Source organism: Priestia sp. AB, from assembly GCF_028369225.1.
Lineage (GTDB): Bacteria > Bacillota > Bacilli > Bacillales > Bacillaceae_H > Priestia > Priestia megaterium.
Map to the genome: position 1 here is coordinate 67,130 of NZ_JAQMYN010000001.1, position 21,090 is coordinate 88,219.

The window sequence follows — 21,090 nt, forward strand, 5'->3', positions numbered from 1 at the left end:
TCCTCAGTCTTTTTTTGTTCAAAAAGAGAAGGAGATAGTGATAAAATAAAAAGGAATATAATGGAGGTGTAAAATGGAAACGTTAACAATAGGCGAATTAAAAGTGACATGGCTTCGTGGAGGGAATAATCATTTAGACGGAGGAGCAATGTTTGGTGTTGTTCCAAAAGAGCTTTGGACAAAAAAATATCCTATCTCAGAAGGAAATCGAATTCCAATGAGGACTGATCCTTTGCTCGTTCAAACTGAAAAACACCTCATGTTAATTGATGCAGGTATAGGGAATGGTATGTTGGATGAGAAAAAAAAGCGTCATTTTGGTGTAACAGAAGAATCATTTATTGCTGAAGATTTACAAAAGTTAGGGTTTACGTGCGAAGATATTACTCATGTCATTATGACGCATCTTCACTTTGATCATGTGTCAGGCTTAACAAAAGGCAGCAACGGACATTTTTCCTCTGCTTTTCCGAATGCAGAAATCTTTGTTAGTGAGATCGAATGGAATGAGATGAGAAATCCTAATATACGTTCTAAAAATACGTATTGGAAACAAAATTGGGAATTTATTCAGCATCAAGTAATAACATTTAGCGATAAAGATGAAATTGTGCCTGGAGTAACGGTTCATCATACCGGAGGTCACAGCGATGGTCATGCTGTAGTTGTATTAAAAGGAAACAATGACATCTTAGTGCACATGGGCGATCTTTTGCCAACACATGCACATCAAAATGTCTTATGGGTAATGGCATATGATGATTATCCAATGACTTCGATTGAACAAAAGCAGCAGTGGTTAGCTTATGCCTATGAGAGTCAAGCTTGGCTAAGTTTTTATCATGATGCTTTTTATCGAGCTGTAAAATGGGATAACAAAGGAGAAATAGTTGACGAAATTAAACGGGTGCATTCAGCGTCAATTCAATAATAGAACCGCTTTTTTTATCAATGAAAAACTCGTAATGTTCCTGTTTTGCATCACGTGTTCTGATAATTCCACCTGTATAACCATAAAAAGAGAGACCATGTTTTTGAATGACTTTAGTCGTTGTTTCAATCCATGAGCCATCGATTGCCCCATTTTGTTTAAAAGCGCTTTTAACAATCGTAAGGGCTTCCGATGAGGAAATTGACGACTTTCTTTTTTGAAGAATATAAGCGCTTGCAAATCCGACTGCAGCTCCTGCTATTAGTTGAGTCCATTTCACGTTATTCACCTGCTTTTTAAGGATATGTTTTCATCATTATATCAAATTGTCGAATGCTTTGTTAAGTTGAGTTGTAGAAGAGAAGGACCGAACTAGCAACTATTTCCGGTTTTCGATACAATAAAGAAAATGATACATAAAGGAGAGTATATATGAACAATGAAACGCTATCTCTATTTAAAACATTAACGGAGTTACCAGGTGCCGCTGGAAACGAACATCAAGTACGTTCATTTATGCGCTCGCAAATTGAACCCCTTGTAGATGAAGTCATTCAAGATGGGTTAGGAAGTTTATTCGGCGTTCGCTATAATGAGGAAAAAGGTCCTAAAGTAATGGTAGCGGGACATATGGACGAAGTAGGATTTATGGTTACGTCTGTAACAGATAAAGGAATGCTTCGTTTTCAAACTCTAGGAGGATGGTGGAGTCAAGTACTGCTAGCTCAACGCGTACATGTTGTTACAAAAAAAGGTCCTATCACCGGCGTAATTGCTTCTATCCCTCCTCATTTATTAGACGAATCACAGCGCAACAAGCCAATGGCCATTAAAAATATGATGATTGATGTGGGCGCAGATAGTAAGCAGGAAGCAGCAGAAATGGGCATTCGTCCTGGCGATCAAATTGTACCGATTTGTCCGTTTACGCCAATGGCAAATGAAAAGAAAATACTGGCGAAAGCATGGGATAACCGCTATGGGTGCGGACTTGCGATTGAATTATTAAAAGAAGTAAAAAATGAAAAATTGCCAAATATCTTATATTCTGGAGCTACTGTGCAAGAAGAAGTAGGGCTTCGCGGTGCTCAATCAGCTGCGAATATGATTAAACCGGATTTGTTTTATGCACTAGATGCTAGTCCAGCTAACGATACATCAGGCGACAAAAATGCGTTTGGACAATTAGGAAAAGGCGTATTACTTCGTATCTTTGACCGTACGATGGTCACACATAGAGGAATGAGAGAATTTATTTTAGATACAGCTGAGACAAACAGCATCCCTTATCAATACTTTGTTTCTCCAGGAGGTACGGATGCAGGGCGCGTTCATACTTCTAATAATGGAGTTCCTTCTGCGGTCATCGGCGTATGTTCACGTTATATTCATACTCATGCTTCTATGATTCATGTAGATGACTATGCAGCTGCAAAAGAATTACTAGTCAAACTTGTACGTTCTACAGACCAAACAACGCTCGATACGATTAAGCAAAACGGATAAAAAAGAACAAAGCAGCTGCTTTTGCGGTTGCTTTGTTTCATAATGACAGGAGAAAAAAATGAAAATTGCAATCGGAACGAAAAATCCAGCAAAAGTAAATGCAGTAAAAAAAGTATTTGGAGATACTTTTACATATGTAGAGGCAGCCGTGCAGTCCGGGGTGTCGCCACAGCCTTTTTCTGACGAAGAAACCATCCAAGGAGCGGTTAATCGCGCGCGTGCTGCTGTGAAAGAGACAGGTGCTGATATTGGTATTGGGCTTGAAGGAGGGGTGCAGGAAACGCCTCATGGCTTATTCCTTTGCAATTGGGGAAGTCTTGTTACCTCTAAGGATCTTGAACCGATTTTAGGTGGAGGGGCTCGTATTCGGCTTCCTGAAGCGGTAGCTGGTATGCTTCGTCATGATAAAAAAGAATTAGCCGAAGCTATGGAAGTGTATACAAACCAAAAGAATATTCGAAAAAAAGAAGGAGCAATCGGTATTTTCACCAATGGGAATTTAGATCGGACCGCTATGTTTTATCAGGTTGTTTTAATGCTAAAAGGACAGCTTGATTTTAGGACAAATCAAGCTGTTCAATAGGAAATTTCTTTGTAACCCTTTATAATAGAAAAGCATCAGTGTATGATAGTTGCAACAACTCATATACTATGTTTTGATGTAGAAGGATTAAATAATGTATAGGGCTTTAGCCGTTTAAATACGAAAGTAAAAGAAAAAGTGGAGGAAAGAAAAATGGAAAAAATGCAAACAATTGAACAATACAAAGAAATCATTAAAGAAGGAAAACATATCATGATGTTTTCAGCAGACTGGTGCCCAGATTGCCGAGTAATCGAGCCCGTGCTTCCAGAAATTGAGGCGAATCATAGCGAGTATACATTTCACTATGTCGACCGCGACGACTTTATCGATCTTTGTGCAGAATTAAGCATCTTTGGAATTCCAAGCTTTGTTGGTTACAGCAACGGAGAAGAAACAGGGCGTTTTGTCAGCAAAGACCGTAAAACAAAAGAAGAAATTGAAGAGTTTATTAACGGCTTAAATGCATAAATAAAGTGAAGACTGATAGCGATCTACAGCTATCAGTCTTCATACATAAAAATGAGAAAAGGAGGCGTAAATATGGCGAAAATGAATAGTCAAAAGATGAGAAAACTACTAGAAGAGCGATTAACGGGTGCGGATTGGTCATTTTTATTTGATCGTGAAAAAGATACGCTGCGCGTTGAACATCAGGAAACGAAAAAAGGTGTAACCATTTCTTTACCTGGGCTAATTGCAAAATGGGAAGAAAAAAAGGAAGCGGCTCTAGATGAAATGGTATATTATATAAAAGAAGCTCTTCGTGTTATGAACGATGAACAGCAAGTAACGGGAAAAGAAAAGCGCATTTATCCAGTTATTCGCTCAACGTCTTTTCCAGATAAATCGAATGAAGACGTGCCGTTGATTTATGATGAACATACAGCTGAAACACGCATTTATTATGCGCTTGATTTAGGCAATACATATCGTCTATTAGATGAGAAACTAATTCGTAAGGAAAATTTAGATCTATCCGCAGTGCGGGAAATGGCTAAATTTAATCTTCGCTCTTTGCCGATTTCACATAAAAAAGATACGGTAGCAGGCAATGACTTTTATTTTGTAAATCAGAACGATGGATACGATGCAAGCCGAATTCTTAACGAGGCATTTTTGCAAGATTTTGCTTCTAGTGTTTCGGGCACAATGGCTGTAGCAGTACCTCATCAAGATGTGCTGATTCTAGCTGATATCCAAAACGAAACGGGTTATGATATTCTTGCGCAAATGACCATGAGCTTTTTTGCAAGTGGACGTGTACCCATCACAGCTCTTTCATTTTTATACGAAAACGGTGAGCTAGAACCTATTTTTATTCTAGGAAAAAATCGCAGTAAAGGACGGGACTAATTATGAATCTTTTTTATAATAAAGAAGGTATCGGCGATACATTAATCGTCAAGCTAGAAGATATCGCAATTGAAAATCGCACGTTTGAAACAAAAGGCGACGTTGTGCGTATCTTTGATCAAAAATTAAATACAACAGCTGGCTATAACATCTTTCATGCTTCTTCTAAGTTAAAAGTAGAGGGAAATGGTTCTCTTAAATTAACAGAAGAAATGGTCGAAGAAGTAAATCGTGTACTTAGCGAAAGCGGTTTTGAAGGTAAACTTGAAGTGGATTTATCTCCTAAATTTGTAGTGGGATACGTTCAAGAAAAAGAAAAGCATCCAAATGCAGATAAGCTGAACATCTGTAAAGTAGATGTTGGCACAGAAACACTTCAAATTGTGTGTGGAGCACCAAATGTAGACGCAGGTCAAAAAGTCGTGGTAGCAAAAGTAGGAGCGGTTATGCCAAGTGGTATGATCATTAAAGATGCAGAGCTGCGCGGTGTGCCTTCTTCAGGTATGATTTGCTCTGCTAAAGAGCTGGCGCTTCCGAACGCTCCTCAAGAAAAAGGAATTCTAGTACTTGAAGACAAATATGAAGTAGGTCAACCTTTTCAAGCATAAAAGCAGAGTGCGATACTGATTTATAGGGCAAAAGCATGATGTTTTTTTACACGTATATTTCAAAGCGTTACAGTTGCTGAAAAGCAATTGTCAATTCTTAAAAAGGTTTGATAAAATTAAAAGCCACTAGTATATACTAGTGGCTTTTTTCGCGTTTAATTATGAGTGCTAACTAGACGCAAAAAAATATTTTTGCAAAGAGGAATTTTACTGTATAAATAAGGGAAGCAAAATAGTAGATTTTATAGTAAGAGTTCAAGCATACGTGATAGAATGATAAATGAAAAGATAGTATATATATCCATCTCAGAGAATACTTTGAGGCCAAAGGTAAATAAAGGATGCATGGATAGCTTTTTGTAGATATCGCAGCACTGCGGTATAAGAGGCTAAACGAAGTAAGATAGTCTGATAGAAAGAGTGATAAAAATGGGTTTTGTACGAAAAGTAATGGATTATTTACTAGGATACGAAGTGAAAGAAATTGTTGTAGACGAACATGGAAATACAACGGAAGAATACCCTTTAAATAGAGAAAAAACAATTCCTAAAAAGAAGGCTCCTATGCCTAAACAAATGCAGTCAGTTCATCAAAAGCCAGTGATGAAAGCAGCGCCAAAACCTTCTGTTCCACACTCAGCCAGAACGCAAAAGCGGAGTTACAGTGAAGAACAGCAAGATGTTCATACAAAAGTAGCTTATCAATATCCAAAAGGAACGTTTCGTTTTCCTTTAATTGATGATACGGGAGAAGCAAAAAAGGCAGCACCGCCTAAAAATGAACCAAGGCCTGTAACAAAAAAGGCACCGGCTCCGTTTTATCAAGAGCCTGTTCGCAAGTCGGCGCTAACACAGCCTAAGTCAGTATCTCAGCCGTTAAAAACGGTATCTGAAAAGAAAGAAGCGGTTCCGCAAGTAAGAAAACGTCCGTTTCGTCCGACTGAAATTCCTTCACCTGTCTATGGGTTTAATAAGCGGCCTTCTAATGTTGGACAAAACGGAAGTGAGGAAGTAGTAGAATATGAGCTTCCGAGTACACAGTTATCAAAAGCAGCGTTTGAAGATGAAATTTACCGGCGAGCGATGAATACAGCTGTTGTAGAGCCGTTAAGAAAACCAGTTTCTAAGCCTATAGCCGAAGAAGCACCGATTCAAGAAACAGAAGAAATGATGCAACTGTCTTCTCAGCGTTTTGCTCAGTGGAAGCAATATGAGGAAAATCAAAAAGAGAAGCTATCATTTCCTGAAGAAAAGCCAAGTTCTTCAGTAGCCGTAAAAGAACAAGAAGAGGTGCCAACTTTTGAAGAATCACACGCGGTCGAACCGTTAGTGGGACAAGAGAGCACTCTTGACTGGGATTTAGCGAAAGGTATGACAGCGCCCGAAGAAGTTCCAATTTCAGAGGAAACGCGTCCGTCTGAACCATCAGTTTCTCTCCAACAAGAGATAGGAAATGAGACTGAAGAAGTAGAAACGTTGATGGACGGAAGCGCAGGGTTTTTACAAGCAGCAGAAGAAGTAGAAGCACTAAAGCCTAGAAAGAAAGAAGAAGCTCCAGCTGCTGAGAAGGAAAGTGACGTCATTCTAGAAGAGCCAGCAAACAGTGTTCATATGGAAGCAGAACATGAGCTGAATTCTGAAAGTTTAAATTCATCGCAATCCGCAGCTGATGAATGGCAACCAGAAGCGGCATCGGCTGTTGTTCACCAAGAACTTGAAAATTCGGTGATAAAAGAGGAAGAGAGCAGTATGCAGGAAAGTCAAGAGTTACAAGAACAAGTACAGCAAGAGTCAACTGTAGAACCTCTTGTACCTGCAGAACAGCCAGGAAATGCTGAACGAGGTCGCGGTAAGCGATTAGTGCCTTTTAACGTGATGATGCTGAAAAAAGACCGCACAAAGATGAATAACAGCGCTCGAGAAAAAAGTCAGCCGTCTCAAGGTTCATACCAAAGGCAGGAGACAGAAGCTCTGCAAAAAAAAACGGAAGTAAGTAGGCAAGAAGAAGTTCACGGTGAAAAAAACAAAGAAGCAGTTCCGCAGGCTTCGTTAAAAGCTGAAGAACCTGTAAATGTAAAGGCTTCTTCTCCTTATGCATTTCCTGGAATGAACTTGCTTAACATTCCTCCAGCTGCTATTGAAGAAGATAATCAATGGGCGGATGAGCAGCGTGAGCTTTTGGATATGACATTAAAAAACTTTAACGTTCGAGCTAAGGTCGTAAACGTCACGCAAGGTCCTACCGTGACCAGATTTGAAGTACATCCTGAACCCGGTGTGAAAGTGAACAAAATTACGAATTTAACAGATGATATTAAACTGAGCTTAGCCGCGCGTGATATCCGAATTGAAGCGCCAATTCCAGGGAAAAATACGATTGGAATTGAAGTGCCAAATCGTCAAAGTAAGCCGGTGTTAATTCGTGAAATTTTGAGGCATCCTTCTTTTAGAAAAGATAACTCTCCTTTAACCGTGGCGTTAGGGTTAGATATTTCAGGAACGCCGGTTGTGACTGACTTGAATAAAATGCCTCATGGTTTGATTGCCGGAGCGACAGGATCTGGTAAAAGCGTGTGTATTAATACTATTATCGTCAGCTTGCTTTATAAAGCTGCCCCGCACGAAGTCAAGCTTATGTTAATTGACCCTAAAATGGTTGAGCTAGCTCCTTACAACGGTATTCCGCATTTAGTCAGCCCGGTTATCACGGATGCTAAAGCAGCTACTACAGCTTTAAAATGGGCAGTAGAGGAAATGGAGCGCCGTTATGAATTGTTTGCACATGCGGGCGTACGTGATATTACAAAATACAACGAACGTGTAAAAGAACATAATGAAAAAAGCGGGGAGCTCCCATATCTAGTTATTATTATTGATGAACTTGCCGACTTAATGATGGTATCTCCTGGGGAAGTAGAGGAAGCTATTTGCCGTATTGCACAAAAGGCAAGAGCATGTGGCATTCACTTATTGCTTGCAACGCAGCGTCCTTCCGTAGATGTGATTACAGGCTTAATTAAAGCGAATGTGCCAACGCGTATTGCATTTTCTGTTTCTTCGCAAGTTGATTCACGTACAATTATCGACACAGGGGGAGCAGAGAAGCTACTAGGTAAAGGTGATATGCTGCTTCTTGAAAACGGCTCTTCTAAAAGCGTTCGAATTCAAGGGAACTTTGTTTCAGATGAAGAAATTGACCGCGTTGTAGATCATGTCAAAAAACAAATGAAGCCAACATACCTATTTGATCAAGAAGATTTGTTGAAAAAGCAGCAAAGCTTTGCTTCAAATGAAGAAGATGAGCTTTTCTATGAAGCATGCGAGTTTGTGCTAGACCAAGGCGGTGCATCTACTTCCAGTCTGCAAAGACGCTTCAGAATGGGGTACAATCGCGCTGCGCGCCTAATTGATATGATGGAGCAGCAAGGAATTATTTCAGAAGCAAGAGGAAGCAAGCCGAGAGATGTGCTCATTACCGAAAACGAGCTTCAGGAAATGGAAAGTCAAACAGCCACTTCTACATTTTAAGCTGTTTTTCTACATGTAGGTTAAAAAAGAGGCTATGCAAGATCAGCAGGATACAGCATTGTGTGAGTTAACGCTCTGTCACTGTATCCGTCGCCTCTTTTTTTCTGCTTTAAGTTCGTTTATACAGAATTTGAGTAGAGATTTTGGAAGAAATCCATGAAGAAAAAAAGGAAAAGGTTTGTCAGAACTAGTAAAATGATTTACTATATGTAAGGATAATGTGTGTGTTGCTTTTTTAGCATGTGATAGTTTGCTATCATTTCTCACCAGCAGAAACATATGAGCTGAAGGCGTATAAAGAGGACAAACTAAAATAATTAGAGTACGAGTGAAGAGTAATGACAGAAGAAAATCATGAACTGATTAACTTTAATGAAATTCGTGAACAAAAGCAGCTTCAGTCTGATAATGCTATTTGCGACTTTTACAATCAATATTTCTTTTTTGTGAACCGCTATACGAATATACGAGAAAAAGTGCGGGCTTCACATTTATTTAAAGAGTTAGTAAACTTGCCTCATGAGGCGCCTCTGTCTGATTCCCATGAACAATTATTTTTTCAGTGGTTTGCATTTGAATATGTAACCATTCAGGGGAAAACCCTGCTGCAGCTTTTTTTAGCTGATCAGGCGAAGCAGAAAACAGAGTCGTTTTTGATTCAAGGAGCCTTTTTTTTGACGAGTGTACTAGAGCCAATTATTGTGTCTAAAGTACCTAATTCCTTTTTCTTAAAAGGATATACCCCATTGACAAATGAGCAGGTTATCATCAAAGATGTAAGAGGAAGATTTGCAAATTTAGAGGAACAACAAGTAATTTGGATTCGAAAAATAAAATCAATCGGATATGACGTGTTAATTGACTCTTTCTTTTTAGGACATAAACAACGCATTGAACAGTTAGTAACGCAATATAATGACAAAAAAAATGCAATGACATGGCGCTCGTTTTTAAAACAGCAGGCTATATACTATGTGATGAAGCCAAAATAAAAGGCCGTTTCGCAAGGGAAGAGAGTAGAAATGGAGTCATGGAGTTATGTTATAAGAAGTGATATAATGTACGGATGTTATCGTGAAATCAGCAATCAAACGACATTTATATACGTTTGTAAGAGCAATTCTAGATAACCGTCATATACTGTCTTACAGATAGACGAATGTTGGAGGTTCTTTATATGACAGTTTACCATTTTGTAGGTATTAAAGGAACAGGAATGAGTGCGCTTGCGCAAATCCTAAACGATATGGGCTTTCAAGTTCAAGGATCGGATATTGAAAAAGAAATTTTTACGCAAAAAGCACTAGAACAGCAGGGAATTCCTGTTTTACCATTTGATAAAAATAATATTAAAGACGGCATGACTGTAATTGCAGGAAATGCTTTTCCTGATACGCATGAAGAAATTGCAGAAGCAGCTTCAAAAGAAGGAGTCAAGCTTGTACGCTATCACCGTTTCTTAGGTGACTTTATGAAACAGTATACGAGTGTAGCCGTAACAGGAGCACACGGGAAAACATCCACAACGGGTATGTTAGCGCATGTGATTCAAGGAGCTGAACCTACCTCATATTTAATTGGAGACGGCACGGGTAAAGGTGTAAAAGACAGCAAGTATTTTGCGTTTGAGGCATGTGAGTATCGCCGCCACTTCTTATCTTATACGCCAGACTATGCAATTATGACGAATATTGATTTTGATCACCCTGATTATTTTGCCAATATCGACGATGTATTCAGCGCGTTCCAAGAGATGGCACTTCAAGTCAAAAAAGGAATTATTGCCTGTGGTGATGATGAACATCTGCAGCAAATTCAAGCGAAGGTACCTGTTCTTTATTACGGATTAGGCGAAGAAAATGATTTCCAAGCACGTAATATCGTAAAAAGCACAACAGGCACAACATTTGATGTGTTCGTTCGTAATACATTCCACGCATCATTTGAAATTCCAGGGTATGGCGACCATAACATCTTAAATGCACTTTCTGTTATTGCACTTTGTCATTATGAAGAAATTGACGTTGCTGTGCTGCAAGAGCGTTTTAAAACATATCAAGGTGTAAAACGTCGTTTCAGTGAAAAGAATGTTGGCAAACAAGTGCTAATTGATGATTATGCACACCATCCAACGGAAATTAATGCAACGATTTCAGCTGCTCGTCAAAAGTATCCAAACCGTGAAGTTGTGGCTGTTTTCCAACCGCATACTTTTACGCGTACACAAACGTTCTTAGAGGACTTTGCAGCAAGCTTACAGCACGCTGATAAAGTATATCTATGTGATATTTTTGGATCAGCTCGTGAGCATCAAGGTAAGTTATCAATTGAAGATTTACGAAGCAAAATCAGCGGAGCTGAATTAATTAATGAAGAAACAATTGAATCGTTAAAAGACCATAATGAAGCTGTATTAGTATTTATGGGTGCTGGAGACATTCAAAAGTTTGAAAAACTATATCAGCAAACCGTATCATAAAAAAAAGGCACTCAGGAGAGTGCCTTTTTTATTTCAAAACTCATTTTAAATTTTCAGGATTTAACGCTTTTAATTCCTCAATGACAAATAACCCGTCTTTACGAATTAACACGTCATCGAAATAAATCTCACCGCCGCCGTATTCTGGGCGCTGAATCATCACCATATCCCAGTGAATATTTGACTTGTTTCCATTATACGCATCTTCGTAGCACTCGCCAGGAGTGAAGTGGAAACTTCCGTCAATTTTTTCATCAAATAAGATGTCTTGCATTGGATGTTGAATATATGGATTTACGCCAATCGCAAATTCGCCAACAAAACGTGCGCCTTCATCCGTATCAAAAATACCGTTGATGCGTTCTGTATCATTAGCGGTTGCTTCAACAATCTTACCGTTTTTAAATGTTAAGGATACATTCTCAAACGTAAAGCCTTGATAGTTAGAAGGAGTGTTGTAAGAAATTGTTCCGTTTACAGAATCACGTACAGGAGCCGTGTATACTTCACCGTCCGGAATATTCATTTCCCCGGCACACTTCACTGCAGGAATATCTTTAATAGAGAACGTTAAGTCTGTATTCTCACCTGTTAAACGCACTTTGTCCGTACGGTTCATGAGCTCAACCAAAGCATCCATCGCTTTGCTCATTTTGCCATAGTCTAAGTTACATACATCAAAATAAAAATCTTCAAATGCTTCTGTACTCATTTTAGCAAGCTGCGCCATTGAATCGTTTGGATAGCGAAGAACAACCCATTTTGTTTTTGGAACGCGAATTTCTCTATGTACTTTTTTACCGATCGTATTGCCTTGGATTTTCATTTTCTCTGCCGGAACATCTGATTGTTCAAAAATGTTTGAACCAGAACGCAAGCCAATATAAGCATTCATTTCTTTCATCACATTTGCTTCGAAGTCTGCCATCATATTGAACTGCTCTTCTTGTGCACCGTTTAAAAGAGCGCGGTCTACAGAATGATCTTTTAGCAGTACAAATGGATAACCACCCGCCTTGTACGCTTCATCTACAAGTGCTGTCACAAGTTCGCGCTGAAGTCCAAAGTTTTCGATTAATACTTTTTCTCCTTTTTGAAGGCGAACAGAATAATTAATTAAATTTTTAGCTAATGTCGCAATCCTAGGGTCTTTCATAAATAGTGCCTCCTTAAAATAGCAATGATTGGTGATTCACTTTCTATTGTACCCCACTGAGCTTATTTTGTTTGTTTTTATGCTTTAAAATCCTTTTTTTCTTTAGGAAGGGAAATAACTCATATATCGCGAAATAATGTACAATCTTCCCTTTTTCTGAATAAAAGCAGAGAGAATATGGTAAAGTTAAAGAGTCTATAGGGAATAGAAGGTTTAATTGTTTATAAAATTGGGAAAGTAGTTATAACAAGAGAGAAGAAAATAGGAGGTGCCTTGCACAGATGGTTATTATTCTTTATTTAAGCGCTGCTATTGTTGCCATTGCGATTTTTTATCTGGTGGTTTCCGTGTCCAAAACATTGAAATCCGTTCAGCACACATTAAATTCAGTGGCAGGTACTTTAGACGGTGTAGAAAAGCAAATGACAGGAATCACAGCTGAAACAACTGCACTTTTACATAAGACTAATCTGTTAGCTGAAGATATTCAGCGTAAATCCGAAGCGCTGAACACAGTGGTGGATTCTGTTAAAGGCGTAGGTGACTCAATCCAAGACCTAAATAAGTCTATTAAAAGCGTATCATCAAGCGTTTCAGAGAAAGTAGAAGAAAATAAAGAAACTGTTGCTCAAGTTGTTCAATGGAGCAATGTTGCATTAGACGTATGGGAACGTATAAAATTAAGAAAACAGAAAAAAGTTGAAGCAGAGCCTGTACCTGTTGAAGTAAAAGAAAAAGCGGTTCAACGCTCACGCTCATTTTCATAAGGATGAACTTTAAAGGAGGAGACGCATATGTCAAACAAACCAAATAAACCAAACAACACTTCAAATAAAGGCTTTTTAGTAGGAACAGTGATTGGAGGAGTTGTAGGAGCTGCAACGGCATTACTACTTGCTCCAAAATCAGGTAAAGAGTTCCGTTCTGATTTAAATGAGCAGGCAGCTTACGTTCGTTTAAAAACAGAGCAAGCGAAAAACAGCGCTGTTGAAAAAGGACAAGGGTTTGCTCAAACGGCTAAAGAAAAAACAGCTGGTTTATCACAAACACTGTCTGAGCAATCTTCACAAGTAGTGGGCAAGGTGAAAAACTTCCGTAAAGTAGATCCTGAACACGAAGCATTACCGCCAACAAGCTTAGAAGTGCTTGCTGATGAAGTTGAGTCTCAAAGCAACGAAGACGTTCAGCAAAAGCTAACAGAAGCTCAAAAAGCACTAGATGAAGTGGAAAGCACAGTGCCACGACCATAATAAAGAATCAAAAGCGTTTACCGTATAGGGTGAACGCTTTTTTTGTATATAATTTAGGTTGGATAACAACAAGTAAATAATCGTTTCATTGCAGAAAAAAACCCCACCTTATAAATGAATTTATGAGCATCATACATAAAGCTGAGCACTCTTTTTGTATGGAAACGCTCAAACCATGTAAACTTAAGAGTAAGTATAGAAAGGGTGAAAAAAATGAAAAAAATTTCAACAGTTGAAGAGTTCGAACAAGTTGTAAAGGAAAACAATCGCTTTTTATTTTTAAAACACAGTACAACGTGTCCAATTAGTGCAGCTGGTCATGAGGCATTTTCAGCATTTGCTTCTAGTCATGAAGACATTCCTTCTTATTATCTTCATGTTCAAGATTCACGTGATGTATCTAACTATATCGCTGAGACGTATGAAGTGAAGCATGAATCACCTCAAGCGCTTCTGTTTGAAGATGGAAAAGTGAAGTGGCATGCTTCTCACTGGAACATTAACGAAGACGAATTAGCGAAAAACGTAGCTCACTAACCGAAAAAGTATTTTAGTAAAAGAAAAATCCGAACATTAATCGTTCGGATTTTTTCATTGAAAGGGTGAACGTAGGTTTACTGTATGACAAGCAATCCATAATAGATTGTTTATCCCATTTTTTCGCCTTTAGATTGGAGCGGCTTAGCTATGCCTCAACTTCTTTTTTTTATAAGCTGATTGCGGTTTCATCCGCTTTTTCGTACAATAGATGTAGTTTAGCACATAAAAGCAGAGAAGCCCCTTACATATATCCTTCATCATCTATCATCTTATGTAGTAACCCTGCTAAACGGATTTTTTAAAATCAGTGAAAGGGTGGACGTACATGACGAATTCAAATCTTCAGCATTTGCGATCTCAAATTGACGAAGTAAATATGAAACTGTTAAAGCTTATTAATGAGCGAGGCGAGCTTGTTCAAGAAATAGGAAAGTTAAAAGGCATGCAGTCAACCAAACGGTTTGATCCCGTTCGTGAACGAGCAATGCTTGATGCGATTTTAAGCAAGAATGAAGGACCGTTTCAAACGTCTACGCTTCAACATATTTTCAAAGAGATTTTCAAAGCTCATTTAGAGCTTCAAGAAGATGATCATCGTAAAGCACTTCTTGTATCCCGTAAAAAGAAGCCGGAAAATACAATTGTTACGGTAAAAGGAGAAACAATTGGTGACGGACTTCAGCGTTTTGTAGCAGGACCTTGTTCCGTTGAAAGCTATGAGCAAGTATCAGCCGTAGCAAAAGTCGTGAAGCAGCAGGGTGTGCCGATGCTTAGAGGCGGAGCCTACAAGCCAAGAACATCTCCTTATGATTTTCAAGGCCTTGGCTTAGAAGGATTGCAAATTTTAAAAAGAGTAGCTGACGAATACGATTTAGCCGTTATTAGTGAGATTGTCGACCCCGCTGATATTGAAACAGCTGTAGAATACGTAGATGTGATTCAGATTGGTGCTCGTAATATGCAAAATTTTGAGCTGTTAAAAGAAGCGGGTGCGGTGAAGAAGCCTGTCTTATTAAAGAGAGGCTTAGCCGCTACGATTGATGAGTTTATTAATGCTGCTGAATACATTGTGTCAAAAGGAAATGATCAGCTGATTTTGTGTGAACGAGGAATTCGTACGTATGAGCGAGCAACGCGAAATACGCTGGATATTTCAGCTGTTCCCATTTTAAAACAAGAAACTCATTTACCTGTTTTAGTCGACGTCACCCATTCAACGGGAAGACGAGATTTACTTGTTCCAACGGCTAAAGCAGCTCTTGCCATCGGTGCAGATGGAATTATGGCAGAAGTTCATCCAGATCCTGCGGTAGCACTTTCTGATTCAGCTCAGCAAATGGATATCCCGCAATTTACAGAATTTATGAAGCAGCTAAAACCTATATGTAACTTGAATTTATAAAAAAACGTAAAAATGAAAAATTCGTATACTTTTATGACAAGTTTGAGGCACTTAATGGTTTCAAGCTTGTTTGCCTTTCGTTATAATAAAGATAAGCGAAATTATCACGTATTTTGAAAACAGTCGATAACTTTTGTCAAAATAGGAAAGAATAAGTGCAAATCCAAAAAACAAGAATTTATGAAATTCTCGTGAAACTTGTCGGAAAAAGGCGGTAAATACGTTGCGATGAAGCACATAGTATCGTATAGTAGTTACAGATATTCGCTATCATTCTGTGATTGCATATGATATAAATTCGCGATTCACTTTTTTTATTTACTTAATATACACCGTCTTTTACATTGTTACATATAAACTGGTAAAATTGTCTTTGCCACGTAATAATAAGGGCATAACAGGAATGATTTAGATGCATACAGGGTATCTAAGCTGTATGTAAGAGTGAAGGAGCTAGAAATAGCCATTCTATAAAGGAAGATGGATTTATATACGTAAATACAAGAAATGAAATAAGGATAAAATAAACGAAATGTTTTTCGATAAGGAGTGTTTGTTGTGAACGTAACAATTTATGATGTAGCAAGGGAAGCAAGCGTGTCGATGGCAACGGTTTCTCGTGTGGTAAACGGAAATCCAAATGTAAAACCATCAACTAGAAAAAAAGTATTAGAAACAATTGAAAGACTAGGCTATCGTCCGAACGCAGTAGCGCGTGGATTAGCAAGTAAAAAAACAACGACAGTAGGAGTTATCATTCCTGATATTTCAAATATTTTCTATGCAGAGTTAGCGCGTGGAATCGAAGATATTGCAACAATGTACAAATATAATATCATCTTAAGTAACTCCGATCAAAATCAAGATAAAGAACTTCACCTTTTAAATAACATGCTTGGTAAACAAGTAGACGGAATCATCTTCATGAGTGGGAATGTAACGGAAGAACACGTAGAAGAGCTAAAAAAATCACCGGTTCCAGTTGTCCTTGCAGCATCAATCGAATCAACTAACCAAATCCCATCTGTCACTATTGATTATGAACAAGCAGCTTTTGATGCAGTGCAATCACTAATTGACAGCGGTCATAAAAATATTGCATTCGTTTCAGGTACGTTAGAAGAACCGATCAATCATGCGAAAAAAGTAAAAGGGTACAAGCGTGCTCTTACTGAAAGCGGATTGCCTGTACGTGATTCTTATATTGTAGAAGGAGACTACACGTACGATTCAGGTATTGAAGCGGTTGAAAAACTATTAGAAGAAGATGAAAAACCAACTGCTATTTTCGTTGGAACGGATGAAATGGCATTAGGCGTTATTCACGGGGCACAAGACCGCGGGTTGAATGTACCAAACGATCTAGAAGTTATCGGTTTTGATAACACAAGACTTTCAACAATGGTTCGTCCTCAGTTAACATCTGTTGTACAGCCAATGTATGATATTGGTGCAGTAGCGATGCGTCTCTTAACGAAATACATGAACAAAGAAACGGTAGACAGCAGCATCGTACAGCTTCCTCACCGCATCGAGTTCAGACAATCAACAAAATAATACCTGTGAATGAATAAGAACGAATCCAAAGTTCAGACACGGGGAGATAGAATATGAAAAAAATTGATATGCTCACACCTATAGGGATACTAATTGGTATCTCTATGGTTGTGTTTGGGGTTATTTCAAGTGGAGGAATGAGCGGTTTTTTAGCTTTTATTGATGTGCCATCGATTTTAATTGTACTGGGAGGCATTTTTGGTACGCTGTGCGTGAGCTTTCCGTTAAAACAATTAAAAAATATGGGAAGAGTAGGGAAACAAGCGTTTCAATCGAAAGAAATAAACGTAGAAGAAATTGTAGGAACATTTGTACATTTATCGGAAAAAGCACGTCGAGAAGGACTTCTATCGTTAGAAGCAGAGCTTGAACAAATCGATGATTCATTTGTGAAAAAAGGTATTTTGCTAGCTATTGATGGAGTAGAACCGGAAATGATTCGAGAGCTGCTTGAAGCAGAAATAGCTGCAGTGGAAGAAAGGCATGCGAGAGGTCGAAGTATGTTTGAAAAAGCAGGCGATTATGCCCCTGCTTGGGGAATGATTGGGACACTCGTTGGACTAGTATTAATGCTAAAAAGCCTTAATACTCCTTCGTCGCTTGGCCCTAACATGGCAATTGCTCTTTTAACGACTTTCTACGGGGCGCTGCTTTCAAACTTGTTTTTTCAGCCAATCGCAGCTAAATTAGCTGGTAAAACGGAGCATGAGCTTTTTGTTAAAGAAGTGATTATTGAAGGTGTCATCGGCTTGCAAGCGGGTCAAAATTCTCGCTTTGTGCAAGCAAAGCTAAAAGTATTTGCCCCTGTTGAAAAACGAAAGCTGGAAGAAAAGAGAGAACACGTTCGTGAAGCGTAGAAGAAAAAGGTATTCGGCACAGTCGCCAAAATGGATGGTAACATTTGCTGATTTGGTGACATTAATATTAGTTTTTTTTATTTTACTATTTTCAATGTCTAGCGTTGATAATCAAAAGTTTCAGACCGTTGTCAATTCGCTTACAAGCGGTGGCTCATTAGCTTCTGTGGAAAAGAGCCAGCAGTCTCAAAAGCTGGATAACATTTTAGCGAAAGTGCAGGGCTACCTGAAGGAAAATAAGCTTCAGCACGTCATTACTGCTAAGCGAGATGAACGCGGAGTGGTGCTCATTTTACAAGAACAGGTGCTGTTTGAAACAGGACAAGCAGACATTTTGAAAAAAGGTACTCCTTTTCTAGATGAATTAGGAAGGTTATTCAGTACTATTCCAAATGATATTAAAGTAGAAGGTCATACCGACAATCGACCCATTCACACCTATCGTTATCCATCTAATTGGGAACTATCAGCAGCGCGTGCTAGCGGCGTCATACGTTATTTAACGAACCATTTTTCTCTTTCTGCTAACCGCTTTGAAGCACTTGGATATGGAGATACAAAGCCGCTTGTTCCGAACACGTCTAATGACAATCTACAAAAAAATAGACGCGTCGAAATTATTATTTCAGATCCCGAAGCACAGTGAAAAAGGCCATACGCTTGTATAGCCTTTTTTTAAGAATGAGATGTATGAGAACGAATAGGATAAAGAGCGCGCTCAAGAGTTTGAGCGTTTTTTTCTGTTATTTCTGGTTTTCTTGGAATTGGCTGATAGATATTAGGTTCATCATCCCACAGCGTGCAAACGGGATGAGGCGATACTTTTGTCCATTTTTCAAGCCATGACAGAGGAAGCATGCCTTCTGCCTTTCGTTCAATCATTTCAAGCCAAATGAATGACCAAGCCCGAGGAACCACCCGCCAAATATCATAACCTCCTCCGCCAACCGCAATCCATCTTCCCTGACAGTATTCATGGGCAATTTCATGAGCAATTTTAGGAATTTCACGGTATATTTTCGTGGTGCCGCATAAATGGGTTAGCGGATCGTAATAATGAGAATCGGCTCCATTTTGTGTCAAGATAACATCTGGTTTAAAAAAAGCAGCTACTTCTTTTAAAGAGGTCTTATAAACGTCGAGCCAAGACTCATCTTCGGTATAAGCATCAACAGGCACATTAAATGAATAACCATAGCCTTCACTGTGCCCGCGTTCGTTAACGTTTCCCGTACCTGGAAACAAGTAGCGTCCCGTTTCATGAATGGAAAGAGTACAAACGGAAGGGTCGTCATAAAATGTCCATTGAACGCCGTCACCGTGGTGAGCATCTGTATCGACATAGAGAACGCGCGCGTTGTACTTTTGCTGCATATATTTGATGGCTACCGCGCTATCGTTATAAATACAGAAGCCGGAAGCTTTTCCTCGAAAGCCGTGGTGCAATCCTCCTCCTAAATTTAGAGCATGCTTAGCTTTTCCAGTCATCACATAATCTACAGCAGTAAGTGTACCTCCAACTAAAAATGCACTGGCTTCATGCATGTTGGGAAACATAGGTGTATCTTCTGTTCCAAGACCAAAATCTGCTGCTTTTTCAACAGAAAGCTCGCCGCTTCCTGCTAATTTTACCGCTTGAATATAGCTAGTATCATGGACAAGCTGAAGTTCTTCATCAGATGCCATCCGCGGTAATACAATATCTTGATTGCCTAAAGCGCCAAATTCCCGTAACAGTTCATATGTTAGTTGAACACGAAGCTGGTTAAACGGATGATTATTGCTGAATTTGTACGAAAGAATATCATCTGAATAAATAAATACAGCATTACTAGTCATTACGTCATCTCCGGTAATTTAGGCCATAGCACCTCATAGCCGTTTTCTTTTAATGTATTTATACTAATTAATGGATTAATAGCTTGAATGCGAAGCACAAGGATTTTATATCGTTCATCTACATCAGGGTAGACAAGTACGCTTAAGATGTTTGTTCTCGTTGAACCAAAAAGGGATGTAACTTCAGCGAGCACGCCAGCCTTGTTTTCTACTTTTATTTCAATTTGTGAACCTGGTTTATTGGTACCGGTAAGCTGAATAAACGTATGTAATAGATCTCTTTCGGTAACAACTCCTACTAACCGCTTGTTTTTTGTGACGGGAATACAACCGATTTGATGTTCATAAAAAATACTTGCAATTTCTTCAACAAAATCAAGAGGGTGAGCTGTAATGACTTCTGTTTGCATAATCATCTGCACGGGCTCGGATAGAAGAGCAGACGTATAAGTATTATCTAAAATAGATGGACTTGCATCTCTTACGTCTCGATCAGAAATGATGCCAACTACGTGATGAAGGTCATTAACGATAGGAATATGTCTAATCTTATGTGTATCTAAAAGTTTCATAGCTTCAGCAATCGTATGGTCGGGGGTTAAGGTAACGAGATCGGTTTTCATCATTTCTTCAACAATCATCAGACATGGCTCCTTTTCTTAAAGGTCAGCTTAATACATAAAGCGATTTCGAAAACGCAGGCTATCAAATTCTTGCATGCTTTCTTGAGGGACTCTGCTCCCGATTCTTACCATCAAACAATTAGCAGGGTGGGAGCTAATTTCCGGATCATCTGTGGCAAACCACGTAAGTCCGCCTTTATTCATCATTTTCTCCATAATTTTGCGGTAATCCCACACATTTAGCCCTGTTCCTTTTAAATCCCAATGCCAGTAGTATTCTGTCGTAATGACAATATAATCTTCCATTGCATCATCCATCATAGATACGATAAGCAAATTTTTACCAACAGCGTAGCTGCGAAATGGAGCAGCTACCTCTATAGCTCCTAATTCGATTAAATTCTCCATATTTCCTTCCGACCATCGTTCTAGAGGATCGGGATATAAAAAGGTTACGTAACCGATGATTGTATGATGATGGCGAGCAATAATGATTCTACCTTCAGGCAAGTTGGCAATCTCGATCAATGCTTCTTTTTGCTGTTCAGGTGGACGAAAGGCCGTTAGTTGCTCATGAAAATCAAGTTGTTGCAAGGTCTGTGAGGAGACAGGTCCTTCAATAACAATTGCTCCAACAGCTGTTTTTAGTTCTTTCACATTGTATGTTTGGGAATGTTTCACATGAATCACCACCTTCAAGCAGTCTTATCTGTATTATAATACAAAAAAAACTCTGTATTAAAGCGTTTTCAAAAAATTAAATAAAAGAAAAGGAGTTTTTTAAAAAACATAGAATAGGAAATTAAAAGAGATTCTTGTTAATTCGACACTTCTATAACAAAGGTTGTCATATAACAAGGGAGACTATTATCCCA

General features: G+C 38.8%; 21 protein-coding genes. 16 read left to right on the plus strand and 5 right to left on the minus strand.

What is annotated here, in order from left to right; genetic code table 11:
- Nucleotides 1-73: 73 nt before the first annotated feature.
- Nucleotides 74-931 carry a YtnP family quorum-quenching lactonase gene (locus POF52_RS00345; protein ID WP_271989051.1) on the plus strand — a complete coding sequence of 286 codons (858 nt, stop codon included), beginning with the start codon at nucleotides 74-76 and terminating at the stop codon, nucleotides 929-931.
- Here POF52_RS00345 and POF52_RS00350 read toward each other — a convergent pair.
- Nucleotides 900-1,211 (minus strand): PepSY domain-containing protein, encoded by a 312-nt coding sequence (locus POF52_RS00350; protein ID WP_025750689.1) that lies wholly within the window; start codon nucleotides 1,209-1,211, stop codon nucleotides 900-902. The two genes, POF52_RS00345 and POF52_RS00350, sit on opposite strands and share 32 nt — an antisense overlap.
- 152 nt (nucleotides 1,212-1,363) lie before the next feature.
- Here POF52_RS00350 and POF52_RS00355 point away from each other — a divergent pair, with 152 nt between their 5' ends.
- From POF52_RS00355 to murC, 8 genes are all read left to right on the plus strand, one after another.
- A complete protein-coding gene (locus POF52_RS00355; RefSeq protein WP_074893774.1) occupies nucleotides 1,364-2,437 on the plus strand; it encodes a M42 family metallopeptidase in 1,074 nt (357 codons plus the stop codon).
- 58 nt (nucleotides 2,438-2,495) lie between these two features.
- Nucleotides 2,496-3,020 (plus strand): DUF84 family protein, encoded by a 525-nt coding sequence (locus tag POF52_RS00360; protein ID WP_271989055.1) that lies wholly within the window; start codon nucleotides 2,496-2,498, stop codon nucleotides 3,018-3,020.
- Between the two features lie 153 nt (nucleotides 3,021-3,173).
- Complete coding sequence (locus POF52_RS00365) at nucleotides 3,174-3,491, plus strand: thioredoxin family protein (RefSeq protein WP_013059504.1); 318 nt, start codon at nucleotides 3,174-3,176, stop codon at nucleotides 3,489-3,491.
- A gap of 72 nt (nucleotides 3,492-3,563) precedes the next feature.
- Nucleotides 3,564-4,376, plus strand: a complete 813-nt coding sequence (locus tag POF52_RS00370) for a DUF1444 domain-containing protein (RefSeq protein ID WP_014457994.1) — start codon at nucleotides 3,564-3,566, stop codon at nucleotides 4,374-4,376.
- A gap of 2 nt (nucleotides 4,377-4,378) precedes the next feature.
- Nucleotides 4,379-4,984, plus strand: coding sequence for a YtpR family tRNA-binding protein (ytpR, locus tag POF52_RS00375; RefSeq protein ID WP_271989059.1), 606 nt, complete (start codon nucleotides 4,379-4,381; stop codon nucleotides 4,982-4,984).
- A 429-nt stretch (nucleotides 4,985-5,413) separates the two neighbouring features.
- Nucleotides 5,414-8,512 carry a DNA translocase FtsK gene (locus tag POF52_RS00380; protein WP_271989060.1) on the plus strand — a complete coding sequence of 1,033 codons (3,099 nt, stop codon included), beginning with the start codon at nucleotides 5,414-5,416 and terminating at the stop codon, nucleotides 8,510-8,512.
- A 338-nt stretch (nucleotides 8,513-8,850) separates the two neighbouring features.
- Entirely contained in the window at nucleotides 8,851-9,504 is a 654-nt protein-coding gene (locus POF52_RS00385) for a hypothetical protein (RefSeq protein WP_013059500.1), read from the plus strand.
- Between the two features lie 185 nt (nucleotides 9,505-9,689).
- A complete protein-coding gene (murC, locus tag POF52_RS00390) occupies nucleotides 9,690-10,991 on the plus strand; it encodes a UDP-N-acetylmuramate--L-alanine ligase (protein ID WP_013059499.1) in 1,302 nt (433 codons plus the stop codon).
- A gap of 40 nt (nucleotides 10,992-11,031) precedes the next feature.
- On the opposite strand, the gene POF52_RS00395 is transcribed toward murC, so the two are convergent.
- A complete protein-coding gene (locus tag POF52_RS00395; protein ID WP_271989063.1) occupies nucleotides 11,032-12,147 on the minus strand; it encodes an aminopeptidase in 1,116 nt (371 codons plus the stop codon).
- Between the two features lie 281 nt (nucleotides 12,148-12,428).
- Here POF52_RS00395 and POF52_RS00400 point away from each other — a divergent pair, with 281 nt between their 5' ends.
- The 7 genes from POF52_RS00400 (at nucleotide 12,429) to motS (ending at nucleotide 18,399) form a co-directional block, all read left to right on the plus strand.
- Nucleotides 12,429-12,914 carry a DUF948 domain-containing protein gene (locus POF52_RS00400; RefSeq protein WP_013085231.1) on the plus strand — a complete coding sequence of 162 codons (486 nt, stop codon included), beginning with the start codon at nucleotides 12,429-12,431 and terminating at the stop codon, nucleotides 12,912-12,914.
- 27 nt (nucleotides 12,915-12,941) lie between these two features.
- Entirely contained in the window at nucleotides 12,942-13,397 is a 456-nt protein-coding gene (locus POF52_RS00405) for a YtxH domain-containing protein (protein ID WP_271989065.1), read from the plus strand.
- Between the two features lie 213 nt (nucleotides 13,398-13,610).
- The gene (ytxJ, locus tag POF52_RS00410; RefSeq protein ID WP_013059495.1) at nucleotides 13,611-13,934 is read left to right on the plus strand and encodes a bacillithiol system redox-active protein YtxJ; all 324 of its coding nucleotides are present in this window, start codon (nucleotides 13,611-13,613) and stop codon (nucleotides 13,932-13,934) included.
- Nucleotides 13,935-14,262: 328 nt separating this feature from the next.
- On the plus strand, nucleotides 14,263-15,339 hold the full coding sequence (locus POF52_RS00415) for a bifunctional 3-deoxy-7-phosphoheptulonate synthase/chorismate mutase (protein WP_271989070.1): 1,077 nt from the start codon (nucleotides 14,263-14,265) through the stop codon (nucleotides 15,337-15,339).
- 558 nt (nucleotides 15,340-15,897) lie between these two features.
- Nucleotides 15,898-16,896 (plus strand): catabolite control protein A, encoded by a 999-nt coding sequence (ccpA, locus tag POF52_RS00420; protein ID WP_013059493.1) that lies wholly within the window; start codon nucleotides 15,898-15,900, stop codon nucleotides 16,894-16,896.
- 53 nt (nucleotides 16,897-16,949) lie between these two features.
- Nucleotides 16,950-17,753 carry a flagellar motor protein MotP gene (motP, locus tag POF52_RS00425; protein WP_176583576.1) on the plus strand — a complete coding sequence of 268 codons (804 nt, stop codon included), beginning with the start codon at nucleotides 16,950-16,952 and terminating at the stop codon, nucleotides 17,751-17,753.
- Entirely contained in the window at nucleotides 17,743-18,399 is a 657-nt protein-coding gene (gene motS / locus POF52_RS00430) for a flagellar motor protein MotS (protein ID WP_080514746.1), read from the plus strand. Before motP ends, motS begins: the two co-directional genes overlap by 11 nt.
- 29 nt (nucleotides 18,400-18,428) lie before the next feature.
- On the opposite strand, the gene POF52_RS00435 is transcribed toward motS, so the two are convergent.
- The 3 genes from POF52_RS00435 to POF52_RS00445 are packed head-to-tail and all read right to left on the minus strand — an operon-like array spanning nucleotide 18,429 to nucleotide 20,896.
- Nucleotides 18,429-19,592: an acetoin utilization protein AcuC gene (locus tag POF52_RS00435; RefSeq protein ID WP_013085226.1), complete on the minus strand. Its 1,164-nt coding sequence runs from the start codon at nucleotides 19,590-19,592 to the stop codon at nucleotides 18,429-18,431.
- Nucleotides 19,592-20,233: an acetoin utilization AcuB family protein gene (locus POF52_RS00440; protein ID WP_176583575.1), complete on the minus strand. Its 642-nt coding sequence runs from the start codon at nucleotides 20,231-20,233 to the stop codon at nucleotides 19,592-19,594. The genes POF52_RS00435 and POF52_RS00440 overlap by 1 nt, the downstream gene beginning before the upstream one ends.
- A gap of 30 nt (nucleotides 20,234-20,263) precedes the next feature.
- Nucleotides 20,264-20,896 carry an N-acetyltransferase gene (locus POF52_RS00445; RefSeq protein WP_271989078.1) on the minus strand — a complete coding sequence of 211 codons (633 nt, stop codon included), beginning with the start codon at nucleotides 20,894-20,896 and terminating at the stop codon, nucleotides 20,264-20,266.
- Between the last annotated feature and the right edge of the window lie 194 nt (nucleotides 20,897-21,090).

Excerpts from the sequence above, each read along its gene's own strand:
- POF52_RS00345 (WP_271989051.1), top strand. The coding sequence starts at position 74 with ATGGAAACGTTAACAATAGGCGAATTAAAAGTGACATGGCTTCGTGGA.
- POF52_RS00360 (WP_271989055.1), top strand. The coding sequence starts at position 2,496 with ATGAAAATTGCAATCGGAACGAAAAATCCAGCAAAAGTAAATGCAGTA.
- ytxJ (WP_013059495.1), top strand. The coding sequence starts at position 13,611 with ATGAAAAAAATTTCAACAGTTGAAGAGTTCGAACAAGTTGTAAAGGAA.
- POF52_RS00405 (WP_271989065.1), top strand. The coding sequence starts at position 12,942 with ATGTCAAACAAACCAAATAAACCAAACAACACTTCAAATAAAGGCTTT.
- POF52_RS00385 (WP_013059500.1), top strand. The coding sequence starts at position 8,851 with ATGACAGAAGAAAATCATGAACTGATTAACTTTAATGAAATTCGTGAA.
- ytpR (WP_271989059.1), top strand. The coding sequence starts at position 4,379 with ATGAATCTTTTTTATAATAAAGAAGGTATCGGCGATACATTAATCGTC.
- POF52_RS00380 (WP_271989060.1), top strand. The coding sequence starts at position 5,414 with ATGGGTTTTGTACGAAAAGTAATGGATTATTTACTAGGATACGAAGTG.
- POF52_RS00415 (WP_271989070.1), top strand. The coding sequence starts at position 14,263 with ATGACGAATTCAAATCTTCAGCATTTGCGATCTCAAATTGACGAAGTA.
- POF52_RS00435 (WP_013085226.1), bottom strand. The coding sequence starts at position 19,592 with ATGACTAGTAATGCTGTATTTATTTATTCAGATGATATTCTTTCGTAC.
- motP (WP_176583576.1), top strand. The coding sequence starts at position 16,950 with ATGAAAAAAATTGATATGCTCACACCTATAGGGATACTAATTGGTATC.
- POF52_RS00440 (WP_176583575.1), bottom strand. The coding sequence starts at position 20,233 with ATGATTGTTGAAGAAATGATGAAAACCGATCTCGTTACCTTAACCCCC.
- POF52_RS00400 (WP_013085231.1), top strand. The coding sequence starts at position 12,429 with ATGGTTATTATTCTTTATTTAAGCGCTGCTATTGTTGCCATTGCGATT.
- POF52_RS00395 (WP_271989063.1), bottom strand. The coding sequence starts at position 12,147 with ATGAAAGACCCTAGGATTGCGACATTAGCTAAAAATTTAATTAATTAT.
- POF52_RS00355 (WP_074893774.1), top strand. The coding sequence starts at position 1,364 with ATGAACAATGAAACGCTATCTCTATTTAAAACATTAACGGAGTTACCA.
- POF52_RS00370 (WP_014457994.1), top strand. The coding sequence starts at position 3,564 with ATGGCGAAAATGAATAGTCAAAAGATGAGAAAACTACTAGAAGAGCGA.
- POF52_RS00365 (WP_013059504.1), top strand. The coding sequence starts at position 3,174 with ATGGAAAAAATGCAAACAATTGAACAATACAAAGAAATCATTAAAGAA.
- murC (WP_013059499.1), top strand. The coding sequence starts at position 9,690 with ATGACAGTTTACCATTTTGTAGGTATTAAAGGAACAGGAATGAGTGCG.